General features: G+C 65.8%; 16 protein-coding genes and 1 pseudogene. 8 read left to right on the plus strand and 9 right to left on the minus strand.

Annotation, left to right across the window (positions count from 1 at the left end; genetic code table 11):
• The first annotated feature begins 21 nt into the window (after positions 1-21).
• On the plus strand, positions 22-468 hold the full coding sequence (locus tag BST27_RS00485) for an SRPBCC family protein (protein ID WP_069420616.1): 447 nt from the start codon (positions 22-24) through the stop codon (positions 466-468).
• Positions 465-1,250, plus strand: a complete 786-nt coding sequence (locus BST27_RS00490) for an SDR family NAD(P)-dependent oxidoreductase (protein WP_069420615.1) — start codon at positions 465-467, stop codon at positions 1,248-1,250. Before BST27_RS00485 ends, BST27_RS00490 begins: the two co-directional genes overlap by 4 nt.
• Here the strand turns inward: BST27_RS00490 and BST27_RS00495 are convergent.
• Positions 1,247-2,536: a serine/threonine-protein kinase gene (locus BST27_RS00495; RefSeq protein WP_232007352.1), complete on the minus strand. Its 1,290-nt coding sequence runs from the start codon at positions 2,534-2,536 to the stop codon at positions 1,247-1,249. The genes BST27_RS00490 and BST27_RS00495 overlap by 4 nt on opposite strands.
• Here BST27_RS00495 and BST27_RS00500 point away from each other — a divergent pair.
• Positions 2,535-3,719 carry an acyl-CoA dehydrogenase family protein gene (locus BST27_RS00500; RefSeq protein WP_069420614.1) on the plus strand — a complete coding sequence of 395 codons (1,185 nt, stop codon included), beginning with the start codon at positions 2,535-2,537 and terminating at the stop codon, positions 3,717-3,719. The genes BST27_RS00495 and BST27_RS00500 overlap by 2 nt on opposite strands.
• A 46-nt stretch (positions 3,720-3,765) precedes the next feature.
• On the opposite strand, the gene BST27_RS00505 is transcribed toward BST27_RS00500, so the two are convergent.
• From BST27_RS00505 to BST27_RS00520, 4 genes are all read right to left on the minus strand, one after another.
• Positions 3,766-4,611: a DUF3159 domain-containing protein gene (locus BST27_RS00505; protein WP_079219667.1), complete on the minus strand. Its 846-nt coding sequence runs from the start codon at positions 4,609-4,611 to the stop codon at positions 3,766-3,768.
• 67 nt (positions 4,612-4,678) lie between these two features.
• Positions 4,679-5,833: a MalY/PatB family protein gene (locus tag BST27_RS00510; RefSeq protein WP_069420637.1), complete on the minus strand. Its 1,155-nt coding sequence runs from the start codon at positions 5,831-5,833 to the stop codon at positions 4,679-4,681.
• A gap of 136 nt (positions 5,834-5,969) precedes the next feature.
• On the minus strand, positions 5,970-7,085 hold the full coding sequence (locus BST27_RS00515; RefSeq protein ID WP_069420613.1) for an NAD(P)H-dependent amine dehydrogenase family protein: 1,116 nt from the start codon (positions 7,083-7,085) through the stop codon (positions 5,970-5,972).
• Between the two features lie 101 nt (positions 7,086-7,186).
• Positions 7,187-8,032, minus strand: a complete 846-nt coding sequence (locus tag BST27_RS00520) for an SDR family oxidoreductase (RefSeq protein ID WP_069420612.1) — start codon at positions 8,030-8,032, stop codon at positions 7,187-7,189.
• Between the two features lie 150 nt (positions 8,033-8,182).
• Here BST27_RS00520 and BST27_RS00525 point away from each other — a divergent pair, with 150 nt between their 5' ends.
• On the plus strand, positions 8,183-9,178 hold the full coding sequence (locus BST27_RS00525; RefSeq protein WP_069420611.1) for an LLM class flavin-dependent oxidoreductase: 996 nt from the start codon (positions 8,183-8,185) through the stop codon (positions 9,176-9,178).
• A complete protein-coding gene (locus BST27_RS00530; RefSeq protein WP_069420610.1) occupies positions 9,175-10,371 on the plus strand; it encodes a cytochrome P450 in 1,197 nt (398 codons plus the stop codon). Before BST27_RS00525 ends, BST27_RS00530 begins: the two co-directional genes overlap by 4 nt.
• Positions 10,372-10,667: 296 nt before the next feature.
• Here BST27_RS00530 and BST27_RS00535 read toward each other — a convergent pair whose 3' ends face one another.
• Positions 10,668-11,672, minus strand: a complete 1,005-nt coding sequence (locus BST27_RS00535; protein WP_069420609.1) for an alpha/beta hydrolase — start codon at positions 11,670-11,672, stop codon at positions 10,668-10,670.
• A 10-nt stretch (positions 11,673-11,682) separates the two neighbouring features.
• Positions 11,683-13,014, minus strand: coding sequence for a M23 family metallopeptidase (locus BST27_RS33395; RefSeq protein ID WP_069420608.1), 1,332 nt, complete (start codon positions 13,012-13,014; stop codon positions 11,683-11,685).
• Between the two features lie 126 nt (positions 13,015-13,140).
• Between BST27_RS33395 and BST27_RS00545 the strand changes: the two genes are divergently transcribed.
• Positions 13,141-14,052, plus strand: a complete 912-nt coding sequence (locus tag BST27_RS00545; RefSeq protein WP_079219666.1) for a 5'-methylthioadenosine/S-adenosylhomocysteine nucleosidase family protein — start codon at positions 13,141-13,143, stop codon at positions 14,050-14,052.
• Positions 14,053-14,054: 2 nt separating this feature from the next.
• Here the strand turns inward: BST27_RS00545 and BST27_RS00550 are convergent, their stop codons facing one another.
• Together BST27_RS00550 and BST27_RS00555 are read right to left on the minus strand one after the other, a co-directional pair.
• Positions 14,055-14,897, minus strand: a complete 843-nt coding sequence (locus BST27_RS00550) for a sulfurtransferase (protein ID WP_069420607.1) — start codon at positions 14,895-14,897, stop codon at positions 14,055-14,057.
• Between the two features lie 239 nt (positions 14,898-15,136).
• Positions 15,137-15,883: pseudogene (locus BST27_RS00555) on the minus strand (DUF429 domain-containing protein); the annotation flags it as partial.
• 88 nt (positions 15,884-15,971) lie between these two features.
• On the opposite strand from BST27_RS00555, the gene BST27_RS00560 reads away from it, so the two are divergent.
• Together BST27_RS00560 and BST27_RS00565 are read left to right on the plus strand one after the other, a co-directional pair.
• Positions 15,972-16,445 carry a hypothetical protein gene (locus BST27_RS00560; protein ID WP_232007351.1) on the plus strand — a complete coding sequence of 158 codons (474 nt, stop codon included), beginning with the start codon at positions 15,972-15,974 and terminating at the stop codon, positions 16,443-16,445.
• 152 nt (positions 16,446-16,597) lie between these two features.
• Positions 16,598-16,873 carry a DUF4190 domain-containing protein gene (locus tag BST27_RS00565; RefSeq protein ID WP_069420606.1) on the plus strand — a complete coding sequence of 92 codons (276 nt, stop codon included), beginning with the start codon at positions 16,598-16,600 and terminating at the stop codon, positions 16,871-16,873.
• Positions 16,874-16,907: the final 34 nt, after the last annotated feature.

Consider the following 16,907-nt stretch of genomic DNA (forward strand, 5'->3'; position numbering starts at 1 on the left):
GTGGTGCATTAGCGTACGGACATGGTCGAGATTCATTTGGAGCGCACCATCGCGGCACCCGTGGAAAGGGTCTTCGACTGGCTCGCCGACCCGGCCAGTTTGACCGCCGCGCCCGCGGTCCTGAGAGCCAAATGGGCCAAGGACTCGCCGTCGCCCGAAAAGACAAGTGCGATAAGACCGGTACGCGAGGTCATCGCGGCGGGCGCCTGGTTCCGCGAGGAGATCACCGCCTATGACCGCCCGCACAGTTACTCCTATCTCATCGTCAGCGCCTTCCCGCCGTTCGAGCACGAGGGCGGCACGCTGACGTTCACGCCTGCGGGGGATGGCACGCACGTGGACTGGCTGACCAACTACACCCACCCGGCGGTTGCTGGTGGCAAGGTCCTGGAGCGGGTCACCCGGCCATTGCTGCGCTCGAGCTTCAACGCGATCCTGACGGCCTGCGCCAAGGCGCTCGAGGCGTGAGCACCGACCGCGCGGCTTCGCGCACCTTCGTGGTGACGGGCGCGGCGTCGGGCATCGGATTGGCCACCGCGCAACGGCTGTTGGACGAGGGTGGGACCGTCATCGGGGCCGACATCGCGGCACCGCCCGATCTCGGTCCGCGCTTCAGCTTCGTGACGGCCGATGTCACCGACGAAGCCGCGGTCGCGGCGGTGATGGAGGCGGTGCCGGGCCGCCTGGACGGGGTTGTGCACTCGGCGGGGGTCGCCGGTGGCGGGCCGGTCCATCTGCTGCCGCGATCGGAATGGGACCGGGTGATCGGGGTCAACCTCACCGCGACGTTCCTGGTGGCCAAGGCCGCGCTGGCCAAGATGATCGAGCAGCCCCGGGTCGACGGCGAGCGCGGCTCGATCGTGACGCTGGCCAGCGTCGAGGGTTTGGAGGGCACAGCGGGCGGAAGCTCGTACAACGCCGCCAAGGGCGGCGTGGTGCTGTTGACCAAGAACATCGCGCTCGACTACGGGCCCAGTGGCATCCGGGCCAACGCGATCTGCCCCGGCTTCATCGAAACACCCTTGGCCGAAAGCGTTTTCGGTATCCCCGGGATGGAGGGCCCGCGGGCGCTGGTCACCAAAGAGCACGCCCTGCAGCGGTTCGGCCGTCCCGAAGAGATCGCCGCCGTGGCGGCATTCCTGGTGTCGCCCGACGCATCGTTCGTGACGGGCCAGGCCATCGCCGTCGACGGCGGCTACACCGCCGGCCGCGATCACGGCGTGGTCGAGCTGTTTGGATTCCCCGACTAGTCCTTGGGCTTCTTGGGACCCTTAGGGCCCTTTTGCGGCGGTCCCTGGGGCGGCCCTTTTTGCGGCCCCTGTTGCGGCACCTCAACGGTGGTGGTCTCGGTGACCGCCGGCGGCTCGATCGTCGTCGTCGGTGTCGGCAACGGCGTGCTGGTGGTCGCGGGTGAGGGCGACTGTGCGGCAAACGGGTTGAACGCCATCAACATCAACGCCAGGATCAACAACGAGATGACCGCGGCGATCCAAAGTTTGCGCCACGGTTGATCCGGCTCGGCATCGTCGTCGACGTACGAATAGGTCCCGTCGGGGACGGGGATCGGTGGCGCCTCCATCACCCGGGTGCGGCGCGATTGCCGGACCGGATCGGGGCGGTTCAAGGCCGCACGCATCGCGCCGGCCTGATAAAAGCGCTCCGCGGGTTCCCGCGTCATCGCCCGCGCAATCACGGCCGCAAGCCCCGGGTGTACGTCTGGGCGCAGCGCGGTGATCGGCGCAGGCGTTTCGTGCAGGATCGCATGCGACAGCACGGCCAGTGATTCCTCGGGGAACGGCCGCCGCCCGGTCAACGCCTCATAGCCGACCACCCCTACGGCGTAAAGGTCGTCCGCAGGTGTGGCCGGCTTTCCGATCAACCGGTCCGGGCTCAGGTAGGCCATGGTGCCTACGACGTGGCCGGTCATGGTGTGTGCGCCGCCGGTGGTCTTGGCGATGCCGAAATCGGCGAGCTTGGCGTCGCCCGCGGCGGTGAACAAGATGTTGCCGGGCTTGACGTCGCGGTGCAGGATGCCCGCCTGGTGCGCGTCGGCGAGGGCGGTGAGTACGGAATCAAGAACCCCGTGCACGAACGCCGGGGGCAGCGGACCGCGTGCGATGTGGTCGGCCAGCGAAACTCCGGGTAGGCGTTCCATCACGATGAACGGCACTCCCCGGTGTTCGCCGATATCGTGGACCACCACGATGTGGGTGCTGCTCAGCGCCGCAGCCGCGCGTGCCTCCGTCTCGAACCGCACCCGGTTCTCCGGCCGGTCTATCGAGGGATGCAGCAGCTTGATCGCCACGGGGCGGCCCAGCTTCGTGTCCCACCCGTCGCGGACCTCGGCCATGCCGCCACGACCGATGACCACGCCCAGTTCGTAGCGGTCGCCAAGCCGCCCGCCAGGTTCCAACAGCGCTGCGACGGCGCTGTCGACCCGGCGAGGTTCAGGACTTTGGTGTTCGGTACCCATGGCTGCGTTACGGGGATAGCCGCTGATTCCGACGCCGAAACTCCTGGCGTACGGTCGTCCCATGACGTCGACAACCGAAGTCGGTGGTGGGGTCGTCGAACGGGCGCGCGGCATGCGCGACGTGGTGCGCGCCGAGGCCGCCGAATCCGAGCGGATCCGCACCCTCACCGACGTGATCGTCAACGAAATGTGGGCCAGTGGGCTGATGTCGTCCTTCAATCCCGTCGAGGCCGGCGGCGTCGAGCCGTCGTTTGCCGAGATGATCGAGACGTGGATCGAAATGGCCTGGCAGGACGGGTCTTTCGGCTGGATCGGGATAGCGAACCTGCCGTCGTCGTTCGCGGCAGCCAGCTACCTACCTGACGAGGGTTTCGCGGAGGTGTTCACCGCCAACAACAATCGCGTGACGATGGGCGGGCAATTCTTTCCGAACGGGCAGGGGACCGCGGTGGACGGCGGGTACCGGCTGAGCGGCTCGTGGAACTTCGGCTCCGGGATCGGCCACTCGCAGTACGTCGCGGCGGGATTCTTCCCTATGGACAACGGCGAAATGCGTTGGGTCAGTGAGGGAATCCCCGACATGCAGATAGCCATCGTGCCGCGGCACGAAATCAGCTGCAACGACGGTTGGTATGTACAGGGGCTCAAGGGGACTGGCTCGTACGACTACAGCGCCCAGGACGTGTTCGTGCCGCACAGCCGGACGTTCAACCTGTTCGAACGCGTGCCGCGCCGGGGGAGTTCGCCGGCCACCCGAATGGGCCTGATGCCGGTCACCGCCGCCGGCCACGCGTCGTGGGCCCTCGGGGTCGCCAAGAGCATGCTCGACGACGTCACCGAACTGGCGGCGACGAAATATCGGATGAGCGATATGGCGTCATTGGCCAGCCGGCCGACGTTCCAGAAGGGCCTTGCGCACCAGGTCTCGGCGTGGCGTGCCGCGCGCCTGCTGGTGCATGACGCGTTCGCCACCGCCGAGGCGGCCGTCGCCGCCGGTGCGGAACTGACCCCGACGCTGCGGGCGGACATGCGTGCGGCCGCCGTCTACGCGACCGATACGGCCCGCGGGTGTGCGGAATGGGCGCATCTGGTGGCGGGGACCAGCTCTATCCGCGAAGGCAGTCGCCTCGAGCGCGCGTTCCGCGACATGTACACCGGAACCCAGCATGCGTTCATCAGCGAGAAGGTCGCCATCGACTCTGCGCAGGTCTGGCTGGGCATCATCGAAGACCAGTTCGGGTTATGAGAAAGCCTCCCCGGCCGGGTGACCGGGGAGGCACGTCGAGTTGTGTTTACTTGGCGAACTTCGCCATGGCGCTCGCGGCGACGCTGCCGGCCACGATCAGCCCGACCCCGACCAGGAAGTCCACGGCGCCGGTGATCAGGCCCGCGACTCCGGCGACCACGACGAACTCGGGCAGCCACTCGAGGATGTTCACCGGCGAGGGCACCTCCGCCTGCTCGCCATTGGCCAGGGCGAACTTGGCGGTGGCGTAGTCGGCGTAGAACTCGGTGAAGGAGACCGCGCAGAAGATGGCCGCCAGCTGCAGGATCCAGCCGGTCCAGAAGTTGCCCGGGTCATGCAGGACGGCGTCGCCGACGAAACCGACCGCCGCCGCGAAGGTGAAGGCGCTGGCCCAGGCCGCGGTGATCACGCTGTTGATCCGCTTGAACAGCGGGCTGTCCCAGTGCTCCTGCGGCGTGCTGTCCTTGGCGTAGGAGAGGGTGAACGGCCTTCGGATCAGCAGGGTGAACCACGCGAACACCGCGAGCGAGAGGTTGGTCAGCTCGCCGGCCCAGGTCTCCAGGAACGTGGTGACGTTGTCGCCGCCCAACGCGCCGACCAGGGCAAGGGTGGCGAAAACCGTCGCACCGAAGATCTCCAGGCCGTGAATCTTGATGCCGCGGAGGGCGCCGACAACCATCACCAGCAGGGCGAAGCCCAGCGCGGAGAGTACGGCGATTTCGAAGCGGCCCGGCGTGGACAGGATCGCCATCAGCGCCCAGGGGGCGATCCCGGCAAACGGCGACTTGAGGAAGCCGTCAATCGTGGCGCCGATGCTGCGGCGTTCCGGCTCTGCGTTGGTTTCGGCGCTGTGGGACGCCGGCACGTGCTGGGGGCGGCTGGTGTCGTTCATTTCAACTCCTCGAGGTACCGACGTTCCTTTTTCGACATGTCGATATTGGCATGTCGTTAATGACATGTCAATACTGGAATGTAGCGAGGGCTTGGCCCATGCGGGTGATGGCCTCGGTGAGGATGGCCCGTGACGTGGCGAAGTTGACGCGTACGTGCCCGCTGCCGCCGGTTCCGAACACGTGGCCGGAGCTGAGCGCCACGCGAGCGTGGTCCAGGAACCACCGGGCCGGACCGGCGAGATCGGACACCACGGCCAGGCCCTCGGACTTGGCTTCCTCGATGCCGAGCGCGCGGCAATCCAGCCAGGCCAGGTAAGTGCCCTGCGGTCGGAGCAATCGAATCCCGGGTAGGTGCTCGGCGGTCAGCTCGGCCAGCAGGGTGCGGTTCGCGTCCAGTCCCTGCAGTAGCGCGTCGAGCCAGTCGCCGCCGCTGCGGAAGGCTTCGGCGTGGGCGAGGATGCCGAGGTGGCTGGGCCCGTGGCCGACTTCCTCGGGCAGTCGGCGCAGATCGTCGGCGGCCTCGGGTCCGGCGATGGCCAGTGCGGCCTTGAGGCCGCTGAGATTCCACGCCTTGGAGGCCGATATCAGCGCGAAGCCGTTCTCGCCGCCGGGCACCGTCAGATACGGGGTGAACCGTGCGCCGGACAGCACCAGCGGGGCGTGGATCTCGTCGGAAACCACGCGGACGTCGAAACGTCGGGCGAGCTCGGCGACCTTGCGCAGTTCGTCGGCGGTGTGTACCGCACCCGTCGGATTGTGCGGGTTGCAGAGCAGGTAGGCGACCTTGCCTGCCCGGCCGGCCGACCGTCGGGCCTGTGCGAAGGCCTCCTCGAGCGCCGCCGGGTCGAGCCGGCCGTCCTCGCCGAGCGGCGCCTCGGCCACGCGACGGCCGTCATGGGACACGAAGGCGTAGAACGGGGCGTACACGGGGCTGTTCACGATGACGGTGTCACCGCGCTCGGTGACCAGTCGCAGCATTTCGACGATGCCGAGCATGACGTCGGGAACGACGGCCGTCCGGCTGAGGGCGATGTCGTCCCACTGCCAACGCCGCGAAGCGAATTCGCGGACCGCCTTCGCGTACACCTTGCCGTGCGGGTAGCCGGTGTCGCCGTCGTCGATGGCGCGATGAAGGGCCGCGGCCACCGTCGGCGCCAGCCGCACATCCATTTCGGCCACCCACAGCGGCAGCACGTCGGCGGGGTGCCTGCGCCACTTCATGCTCGTGCGCTGGGCGCGCAGTTGCTCGAGCGTCAGCTCCTCGAGTGGATTTGGCACCCCGCCTTTCTACCGCGAGCAGACGCAAACTCGTATGAATCCATGGGATTTGGTACAAGTTCGTGTCTGCTCGCGGGGGTTATTGGCCCGCGACGTACGCGTGTTTGGGGATGGTCAGGGGGAGGTCCACTGCACTGAGCAGACCCGGTTCGGCGGCGACGACGTAGGGGATGGCATTGACGACGCGCATCGCCGTGGCCACCATCGCACCCGCGCCCGACGTCATATGGCCGACGCCGGCCTTGCGGGGATCTTTGAGCGTGGCCGCCAAGGTGCAGTCGATGTCGGGGTCGCCGCTGATCTGGACGCGGTAGGACAGGTCGCCGATGCCGCGCGGCCAGTCGGGGGCGACGTCGTGCGCGAGCCGGGTGACGTGCTCGATGGTGATGACGTCGCGGCCGTCGGCGACGCCGATCGCCTGCATGCGGATCGCGCCACACGTCCCGGCTTCGACGGTGCCCATCGCGACTTCGAGCGTCCGTTCGGTGACCGCGCGATCGAACGTCTCGCGGAATCCGTCGACGGGGATGCCAAGTGCCTCCGCGACCAACCGGATCTGGCCCTGCCATTCACCGGTGATGGCGCCGGGAAATCCGATCCAAGGTTGGTAGTCGAGTGGTCGACCGAAGCCCAGGGCGTCGCTCATGATGTCGGGCACCCCGTAGTCGTCGTACAGACCGATCTCGAAGGCGTGAATCTTGTCGACGGACGACGACTGGGTGGACAACACGAGGGGCAGATAGTCGGCGGCGAAACCGGGTTCGATTCCCGAGGCGTACAGCGAGACCTGGCCTTGCTTCGCGGCGGTCACCAGTTGGTCGCGCCACTCGGTCGGTTGGTAGGCATGCGGATTCACCAGTCGCGTGGTGCTGGTGGTGACGACGTTGATGCCGGATTCGAGCAATCGCACGTAGTCCGGGACGGCCAGCGCGTCACGTTCGGGGCCGCTGGCGGCGTAGATGACGCAGTCGGGTTTGAGAGCGATGAGCGCCTCGGTGTCGGTGGTGGCCTTCAGGCCGATCGGCTCGCCGTTGGCCAGCTCGCCGGCGTCTTTGCCATCCTTTTCCGGCGAGTGAACCCATACCCCAACGAGATCCAGGTTCGGACGCTGGTGGGCGGTGCGGATGGCGATCGACCCGATGCCCCCCGTCGCCCAGACAACTACGCGATATGTCTTTTCTTCGGGAGTGGCCATCGTGGCCCCTTCGGCTGCAGTGACGAATGGGTACCGAATATTTGATCCGGAAGCTAGTGCTCGCCGTAGGGGCCGTCAACGCAACCGAATAAGCGTGGCGCTTAAGCCAATTGGACCCGACCGGTGATGAGGTCCATGATCGCCTTGCCAGGTGCCCACGACCCGGTGATCGACGCGTTGGCGTGCCCGTTGTCAACGTTGAGGGTGATGCCGTTGACGGACGCCGAGGCGGCGCTGTTGAGCATGATCATCGCCTTGCCGATGTCCTCGGGAGTCAGCACGGCACTGCCCGTGTCGTCGCGGAAGTCCTGCGCGAAGCTCAGCCAAAGGTCGGCGTTCGCGCGGGCCAGGGGAGTGTCGGTGGGACCGGGGCAGACCGCGTTGATGCGCACGCCCTTCTTCAGGAAGTGATAGCCCTGCCAGGCGACGTAGGCGTTGATCGCCTGCTTGCTGAAGCCGTAGTGGATGAAACCTTGGGCCTCGTGTTCGGCAACCCAGTCGTCGGCCGCCTTGTAGTCGGGTGTGGCCAAGAAGTCCAGCAGTAATTCGAGGTTGTTCTCCCAGCCCATGCCGGCCACCGAGGAGATGAAGCAGATGGCTGCGCCTTTGTTGAGCAGGTTGTTGGCGAACAGCCGGTCGATCAGGTGGCGGTGCCCAATGAAGTTGACCCGCATCAGTTTCGGACCGTCGGCGACGCCCGCGGCCGAGAACAGCGAGTCGACCGGCCCGTCGAGTTCGTCGACCGCACCGTCGATCGAATCCTGGTCGCTCAAGTCGACCTGGATCACCCGGTCGACCTCATAGTCGACCGAGGCGTAGTCCGCCACGGTGACGTGCGCTCCCAGAGACTTTGCGATCTGCGCCGTGGCGGCACCCATCCCGGTCGCGCCGCCGACCACCAGAACGCGTTTTCCCTCGTAACCCAATAAGTCTGACGCCGTTGTCATCGTTCCCCTTTTCCCTGGCCATTCGTCCGCCGACGTTACAGTATCCGGACCAGATGTAAGTTAACAACCCTGCGCGGGCGTGGCGGTTGACCGCACCCACGGGTCCCACGTAGCGTACTGAGACAAATATTAGGTCGGCTAGGAGTCGCCGTGTACATGCTGCGCTTCGACATGCGGGCACCGGCATTCGGCGCCCCGCCAGAGGCGCTGTATGGCGCGGCGACAGAGATGTGCGCATGGTCTGAGGATCACGGCGGGCTGGCCGCGGTGTTGTGCGAACACCATGGATCCGAAGACGGCTACCTGCCCGCGCCGCTGATGTTGGCGTCGTCGATCGCCGCGCGCACCCGACGGATGGCGCTGAGTCTGATCCTGATTCTGCCGTTCTACGACCCGGTGCGGTTGGCCGAAGATATGGCGATCCTCGACATCATCAGCGGCGGACGCGCGTCCTACATTTTGGCGCTGGGTTACCGGCCGGAAGAATATGAAATGTTCGGCGTTTCGCTCAGCGAACGCGGGCGCCTTGCCGACGAGAAACTTTCCCTGCTGCGGCGGTTGCTGGCCGGGGAGGAAGTGGTGCAGGACGGGCGGCGGATCAACGTGACGCCCAAGCCGCTGACGGCCGGCGGACCGGCGTTGACGTGGGGCGGCGGCAGCGTGGCCGCGGCGCGCCGCGCCGGGCGGTACGGGCTGAACCTGTTGGCCAACGCCAATGTTCCGGGGATGCAGGAGGCGTACGAGGCGGCGTGCCGCAAGCACGGACACCCGATCGGTGGGACGTTCCTGCCCGACCGTGACGCGCCCTCGGTAATTTTTGTCGCAGACGACGTCGACCAGGCCTGGGCGGAAATCGGCGAGTATCTGCTCCACGACGTGCGGACCTACGCGGCGTGGAACCCCGGCAACGAAGTGTCTGCGGGCTTTTCCCATGTGGACACCGTCGACGAATTGCGCGAAGTGGGAGGATCACACGTGATTTATTCTGTTCCGGAAGCGATTTCACGAGTTCGCGCCGGCCAAGTGCTGCACTTGTCGCCGCTGTGCGGTGGATTGCCGCCGGAGATTGCGTGGCCGTATCTCAAGCGAGTGGGTGAGGTTGTATTGCCCGAAGCTGCCCGTCTGGCTCCCGCGGAGACAGCATGACCGGCGCCGGCACGACCGAGATCTACTACGATCCATTCGATTTCGAGATCGATGACGATCCGTACCCGATCTGGAAGCGGATGCGCGATGAAGCGCCGCTGTACTACAACGAAAAGTACAACTTCTACGCGTTGAGCCGTTATGACGATGTCGCGCCCGAACTGACGAATTGGAACACCTACCGGTCGGGCCGCGGCACCACCATGGACATCATCATGAGCGGCATCGACATTCCGCCCGGCCTCATTCTTTTCGAGGACCCGCCGCTGCACGATCTGCATCGGCGTTTGTTGTCAAGGGTTTTCACGCCGCGCCGGATGGAGGCGATCGAGCCGCTGACGCGTGACTTCTGTGTGCGTGCCCTGGATCCGCTGGTGGGCACGGGCAGGTTCGACTTCATCGAGAATCTGGGCGCGATGGTCCCGATGCGCACTATCGGTTACCTGCTGGGCATTCCCGAGGACTCTCAGGCCGACATCCGGGACCGTGGGGGGCGGACGATCAGCCTCAAGGAGGGGACGTTCACGGCCGTCTCGGACGACCTGTTCGAGAAGAGCTACCAGGTCTTCTCCGACTACATCGATTGGCGGATGGAGCATCCCTCCGACGATCTGATGACGCAGTTGATCAACGCCGAGGTCGAGGAAGGCGGGGTGCTGCGGCAGCTGACGCGGACCGAAGTGTTGATGTATACGACGATGATCGCCGGTGCGGGCAACGAGACGACGACGCGCTTGATCGGGTTCATCGGTCAACTGTTGGGCGAGCACCCCGACCAGCGTCGAGAGCTGGTGGCCAACCCCTCGCTGATTCCGATGGCCATCGAGGAGGTGCTGCGTTACCAGGCGCCTTCACCCGTGCAAGCGCGGCACGTCGCGCACGACGTCGAGAGCCACGGCGTGACCATTCCCCAGGGTTCGGTCATGTTGTTGCTCAACGGTTCCGCGAACCGGGACGAGCGCAAGTATCCCAACGGTGAGACGTTCGACATCCACCGCGGCGCCCCGCATCTCAGCTTTGGCCATGGACTGCACTTCTGCATGGGGTCGGCGCTGGCACGCATGCAGGCTCGGGTGGCGCTGGAAGAAGTGCTCAAGCGTTGGCCGGATTGGGAAGTCGATTATGCCAATGCGCAAATGGCGCACACCAGTAGTGTGCGCGGATGGGCGAAGTTGCCGGTCTTTACGGGTTAGGAGGCCGCGCGGCGTGGGTGGCCGGCCCGTCGTCACATCCGTCACTTGGTCTCTCGGCCGGGAAGGTGGACCTCTGCCCGGCTTGGAGCGACAAGCGTTGCAGCAGAGGAATTGTCGCTAAAAACCGGGCAGAAAGCATGCCGTCCGGCCGAGAGGCTGATGTGGTGCATGTGGCAGGTGTGACCGCGAGGTGACGCGCACCTAATCGGCTTGGTGAACAAACGTTAGGTTATTCGGGCGTCACACGAAATGGATTCCTGCTCCCAGAAGGCTTTCCGAGCTCATCCCCGACGGGGTCAGCTCGCACGTGCTGTATCCAACTGGTCCACCAATACCGCGCCGTCGGGCCGGTCCCCGAGGGTCTGCAGCTGCAACGTGATGCCGTCACCCTGCGCCGTGATGCGGATGATCTGGGCCAATTCCGCGGGCGCGTCATTCTGCACATAGTGGTCGGCGGTCGGCACCACCCAGTACCGGCTGCGGCCGGGCTTCTCCCGCAGATACGCCTGCCAGACATAATTGGCCACGCGCAGCGGGGAAACCGAGTCGTGCAGGCCCCAGATCAACGTGACGTTGATGGGCAGCTTGGAAAGCTTTTCGAGCCAACTCTTTTCATCGGCTGCGCGCTCGCGCAGGTATTGAATGGTGTCGGGGAGCACGCGTATTCCGTCGTCGTGCGCGAAGCATTTTGCCAAAGCGGTCAGCTCAGGGTCTTCCAATACCCGGCGTGGCATGAAGCAGGTTTGTCCGAGGCCGGCGGCCAGCAACTCCGGCGTCACCTCCGCGGCCGCGCGCCGTCCGGTCTTCGGGTCGAGCAACGCGGTCTGAAACGCGGTCAGATTCGACAGCGGCAGGTAGACGTTGCCGTTGGTGATGATGTGATCGACCGGCAGAGGTTGTTCCGCTTCGGCCAACAGCGCGAGCGCGATCATCCCGATGCTGCTCCCACGGTCATGGGTCAGCATCCGGTACTCGGTCAGCCCCCACACGGACGTGATCATGTGCACCAACAGCTGCGCGTCGTCGTACAGCGAATACACGTACGGCTCCGGCGGCTTGTCGGACAACCCATACCCGGGGAAGTCCAAGGTGAAGATCTCGAACTCGGACTCGAGTTCACGCGCGAGGGCGAAGAAGTCGATGCTGGACGTCGGGAAGCCGTGCACCAGCACCAGGGCGGGCGCTCCTTCGGTGCCGCAGCGCCGGGTGAACACGGTGACTTCTTTGCCCTCGTTGGCGGCCGTCGTCGACGTCCAACTCAATTCCGTTCCGCCGCTTTGCCACTCCTCAAAAATGTCCACAGTGCAAGCCTTATCCCAGAGCGAAGGTTACGGTAGCCAGCAGCAACGGTAATTGGTCCTGGCGCAGTTGCGGTAGCGGCAGTTGCTCGGCGCCCAGGAACGCGCCGCTGAGATAGTTGTCGGCGTTCCAGACCGCCTCGGTACTGACCTGGCCCTGGTAGCTGAAGCCCTCGATGACGTAGGGCAGGCCGTCGGCTTCGAGCAGCGACGGGCCGTTCATCAGCTGAAAATGCAGGTGCGGCGCGTTGGAATTGCCGGTGTTACCCAGCTTGGCGATCTGCTGGCCCTTCTTGACCGTGTCACCTTTCTTGACCAGCAGCGACCCCTTGTCGAGGTGGGCGTACATCGCGTACACGCCGTCACCGAGGTCGAGGATGATGTGGTTGCCGTCGACGTTCTCCACGGTCAGCTTGGCGGCGAGGACGGGATCTGAGGCCGGCAGGATGCCGGGGACATTGGCTTCCAGATCGTCCAAGATCTCGATGACGGTGCCGTCGGCAACCGCGTGCACGGGCGACCCGAAGCTGACATAGCTCTCGTTCCTGGTTCGGTCGCCGGTGTAGAAGTTGCCCTGGTCATCGGTGCGCATCCAGTCGATTGCGAAGCGCTGGCTGTTGTTCAGCTTCATGTTGACCGGCAGAATCGCGTCCCGGTGTCCCCAGCCCGGATCGCAACAGCCGTTGAACGCGACCCAGTTGTTGCCCCGCAGCGGAGGACCGATCTGTCGAGGCTTGCCCGCCGAGATGTTGAACGGATAGCCCAACGTGACGAACGGCCCCGCATCCTTGGCGCCCGGATGCGCCGCGCCCGTGCCGTGTAGCCGCAGCATCACCGCTTTCGGAAACTGTTCGGGCTTGTCCAGCGCGAAGTCGATGAGCAGTGTCCGCGACGTCTGGGGTGCGATGTCCGCGTCGGCCGACGGTTGCTGGGTGAGTTGGCGTAGCCGGTTGCAGTTTCCGTAGTTGCAGGTGGGATCGACCAGTTGGACTCCGCCGAACGTTGCCAGCACCTTGTCCGGGTCGCGGGCGTCGACGACGTCGACCGCGGAGAGGGTGGCGGGTATGGCGGTGGAGTTGGTGAGCTGTACGTCGAAGGCCAGGTGGTACTTATTGTCGGTGCCCGGGAACGGAAACGTCGGCTGGCTGATCGGTGCGACCGTCAGCGGGGTGAACGCATCGGGCACCTTGATGCCCGCCACAGCATTGTTCTGCGCTGTGGCGCCCGGCGGTGCGGATGCGGCCGGGCCGGGCGGCGTTTTCGGCGTGCACGCTGCGACGGTGAGCGCCAGCCCGACGACGGCCAATGTCTTTCTGAGCGCGCTGCGCCCCCGCTGTCTCGTCACCCCGGTGAGCTTAGGGTGGCCCGCGATTGCTGCTCATGATCAACACGCGGGTCGTCAGCGGAGTCGCTAAACAAAAAGAACGATAACGATTCTCGGCGTCTTCCCGCGTGGTGCGACAATTCTGCAGTGAGCGCCTGCGAACTGCGCACCCTGGTGTTGACCGCTTTTCCCGCCGAGGCCGATGCGATCTTGGCCCACACCACGCTTGACCCCGGCCCGGTCGTTGTCGCCAATCGCAGGCACTTCTACCTCGGCACGCTCAGCGGCAAGAAGGTGATCGTCGCGATGACGGGCATCGGGCTGGTGAACGCAACGACCGTGACACAGACCGCATTTGATCGGTTTACCTGCGCATCCGGCATCGCCGTTGGCGCCGTGGTCTTTTCGGGCGTCGCTGGCGGAGCGGGACGCGTCAGCCTGGGCGACGTCGCCATTCCCGCCCGATGGACGTTGGACAACGGCACCACGTTTCGTCCCGTCGATCCCGGCATGCTCGCCGCCGCCCAGTCCGTGACGGTCGCGCTGGCCAGCGTGAACACCCTGGGCAATCCGATGTGTTTGTGCAAGAAGGTGCCCGTCGTGCGCCTCAACGACTTGGGCCGGGTGCCGCAGTTGGTCGTCGGTGGTGACGGCTCCAGTAGCGACAACAACAACGGCACGGCGTTTCCGTGTGTCCCCAACGCGGGCGACGTCTTTGGCTGCCAACCATGCAGTGCGCCCGATCGCTCACTGTTTTATACCGGCAACTTCTTCAAGGACACCCCGGCCTGGTTGTTGAAGGGTCTGATCGGTAACCTCAGACCCTTCCCCGTCCAGAATCCGGCGTTCGATGCCGTCGACCAGGAGAGCGCCGCCGCGCAGGCGGTCGCCGATGCGCACAGCACGCCGTTCCTGGCCATCCGCGGCATGTCCGACGGGCCCAACGACCCGCTTCGCTTGCCGGGCTTCCCCTTTCAGTTCTTCTTCTACAAGCAGATCGCCGCGGAGAACGCCGCCCGGGTGGTCGCGGCGTTTCTGCAGAACTGGGCGGGGGTCTAACCCTAGCCGCGCACAACGGGACGGGTCGGATCCGAACTCCACTCCGACCACGACCCCGGGAACAGCGCCGCCTCATAGCCTTGGGTGGCGAGTGCTGCGACGACGATCGCCGCGGTAACACCCGAGCCGCAATACGCGCCGACGGGCTCGTCGGGATCAATGTCGTTGTCGGACAACAGCCGAGCGAGCGCCTCCTCGGCGAGAAAGCTGCCGTCGCCGCTCAAGACGGCACCGCTGGGCAGGTTTCGCGCGCCTGGGATATGGCCGGCCACGGGGTCGACGGGTTCGACGTCGCCACGGAAGCGTTCGGGCGCACGGGCATCGAGCAGCGTCACGGTTCCGGTTTGCTCGGCAGTCAAGGTCGGCTGGCATCCCGTGTACAAATCATCTACCGGCACAACAACATTGCCGGGCTTTCGATGCACCGGACCGCTCTCCAGCGGCCCGCCCGCGGAGCGCCACGCCGCGAGGCCGCCGTCGAGGATGCGGACGTCCCGCAGACCCGCTGCCGTCAGCACCCACCAGGCCCGAGCGGAACCGGCGCGGTTCCAGTCGTCGTAGGTCACGATCGGTGTGTCCTGGTTGACGCCCCAGCGGCGGGCGGCGGCCGCCACGCTGCGTCCCGACGGCAACGGGTGGCGGCCGCGACCGGCGACGGTGTGGTCGCTGAGTTCGTCGTCGAGTGACACATACACCGCGCCGGGGATGTGTCCTTGTAGATAGGCGTCGCGCCCGTCGGGTTGATCGAGGCGCCAACGCACATCCAGCACGGCCACCGGGCCGCCGCTGTTCAGCAGCTGGGCCAGCTCGTCGGCGGTGATCAGGACCTCGTTGCGTCGCGGCACAGTGACGAGCCTAACTAGCGCAGCCGGTCGCGGATCGCGGACAACTCCTGCTCGGCGAGTTCGAGCAGCACGGCCAGGCGCCGGAAGGAGTCGTCGATCAGGGCCGCATCATCGGTCGCGGGCAGGGCGCCGCCGAGCTTCCCTTGGACATCGGTCCATGCCGTCTCCACCGCCTCCATCAGGGCCGCACTGCGCGAAGCCTCCGGGCCGAGGAGGTTCGCGACGAGCGCGGGTGTGCGCGGGGTAGGTGTCAGGTCCGAGGGCAGCGACGGGGTGATGATGTATCCGTGCTCCAGGTCGCCGTAGATCGTGACGTCGTCCGGCCGGCGCGTGGCATACAGCGCGATATAGGCGCAGAGCACGGCATCGATCGGGTCCTCCGCCCTGTCCAGGTCGACTTGCCGCTCGGCCTGCTCCACGGCGCCTCGCAGCCGCGCCCAGTCGGTGCTGGCACTGACCTGCATTCGCGGTGACGCAGCGGCCAGTCCTTCGATGAGGCGCATGAGCTCGAGCAGCGCGGCCCTGCGGTCCGCGACGCTTCTGCCTCGGGCGCCTTTGTACTTCAACGTGCGTCCCAGCCGGAACAGGACAACGGTTGCCGGGTGCGGGTAGACCTCGATGGCGCGCCGTCTGGAGGTCGAATACGGATCGATGTCCAAGCCCAGCCGTGCGGCGAGCCGGGCGCCGCGCGGAGCGTCGCGGAACCAGTCCATGCCGGTGTTCGCCGAATGTGCGCCGGCGTGGAACTGTCGGAAGTGCGGGTTCAGTTCACTTTCAGCCAACCGCATGCCGGTCGGGTTGTTGACCACCAACGGCGCATCGATCCCGACCAAGCACGGCCCGTCGACGTAGGGGGCCAACGCGGCCAGCACGGCCGCGTCGCTTGTCGCCGCGTCAGCAAACTGCAAGAGACCTTGATCGTCCAGCACCGCGACCCCGCTGGGATTGCGTTCACCCCAGGCCAGGTCCAATCCGACGAAGTACATCTGCGAACCTCCCGCAACGCACCCTAGTCTCAGAGCGAAGGGTTGAGGCGATAACCTCGGGAACACCGATCGGGGTAGGGAGACCATGGTGAGGCGGGTCTGCAAGCGCGTTGCGCCGGCAGTGGGGGTACTGGGTGTCCTGGCGCCTATTCCGGCGGCACCGGCTGAGGCGGTACCCAATACGCAGTGCACCCTGACGACGCCGGTGCAGGAGGTGCAGAGCACCTCGCAATTGCCGGCCGAGCTGCTCCAGCTTCTACCGCGCATCGCCGAGATCGGCGCGCCGTTCAACAAGACGGACGCGGTCAACCACCCGACGCTGCCGTTCCGCCGGTTGATTCGGGCCGGCAGTCGCGGGACCGACTGGTTCCTCTGGTACGAGCACGGCGGCTTCGACTACTTCTGGCAGGCCGTCATTGCGCGCGTCACGCCAGGTGAGGAGGCCAAAGTGTTGGCGAATGCGGGCACAGTGTCCGATACTCTCTGCACATTCACGGACGGCGTTTTCGCCGGAAAGGTGCCACCCTATCCGCAAGGCACGTGGGCTGCTGCTGGCTTCTAGGCCGCGACTCGCCTGGCATGAAAGGACATTCAGCTATGAATCCGCAGGACCCTAATCAGCCTCCGTATGGAGGCCAGCAGTGGGGCGGACAGCCTCCCGGGTATTCGCCGGGGTACGCGCCTGCCTACTCGCCGGCGGCTACCACAAACACCATGGCGATCGTCGCTCTTGTGGGTGCCCTCGTGTTCGCCCCGCTGGGAATCGTCTTCGGGCACATCGCCCGCGGACAGATACGGCGCACCGGTGAAGGCGGACGCGGGCTGGCCACCGCAGGCTTGATCATCGGCTACGTCCTGACGGGCGTCTGGGTCCTCACGGTGGTGCTGCTCATCATCTTTGGTGTCTTCGTCGCGTCCCACGAGTCCGACTTCGAGCCGTCCTACGTACCGTCGAGCGACACCTCGGTGTTCTTCACGCATATCCCGTGAATTAGGGCTGAAATCACATGTGTCACTGTGGTTT

Origin of the sequence: Mycobacterium intermedium, from assembly GCF_002086275.1 — a bacterium.
GTDB classification, from domain to species: Bacteria; Actinomycetota; Actinomycetes; order Mycobacteriales; family Mycobacteriaceae; genus Mycobacterium; species Mycobacterium intermedium.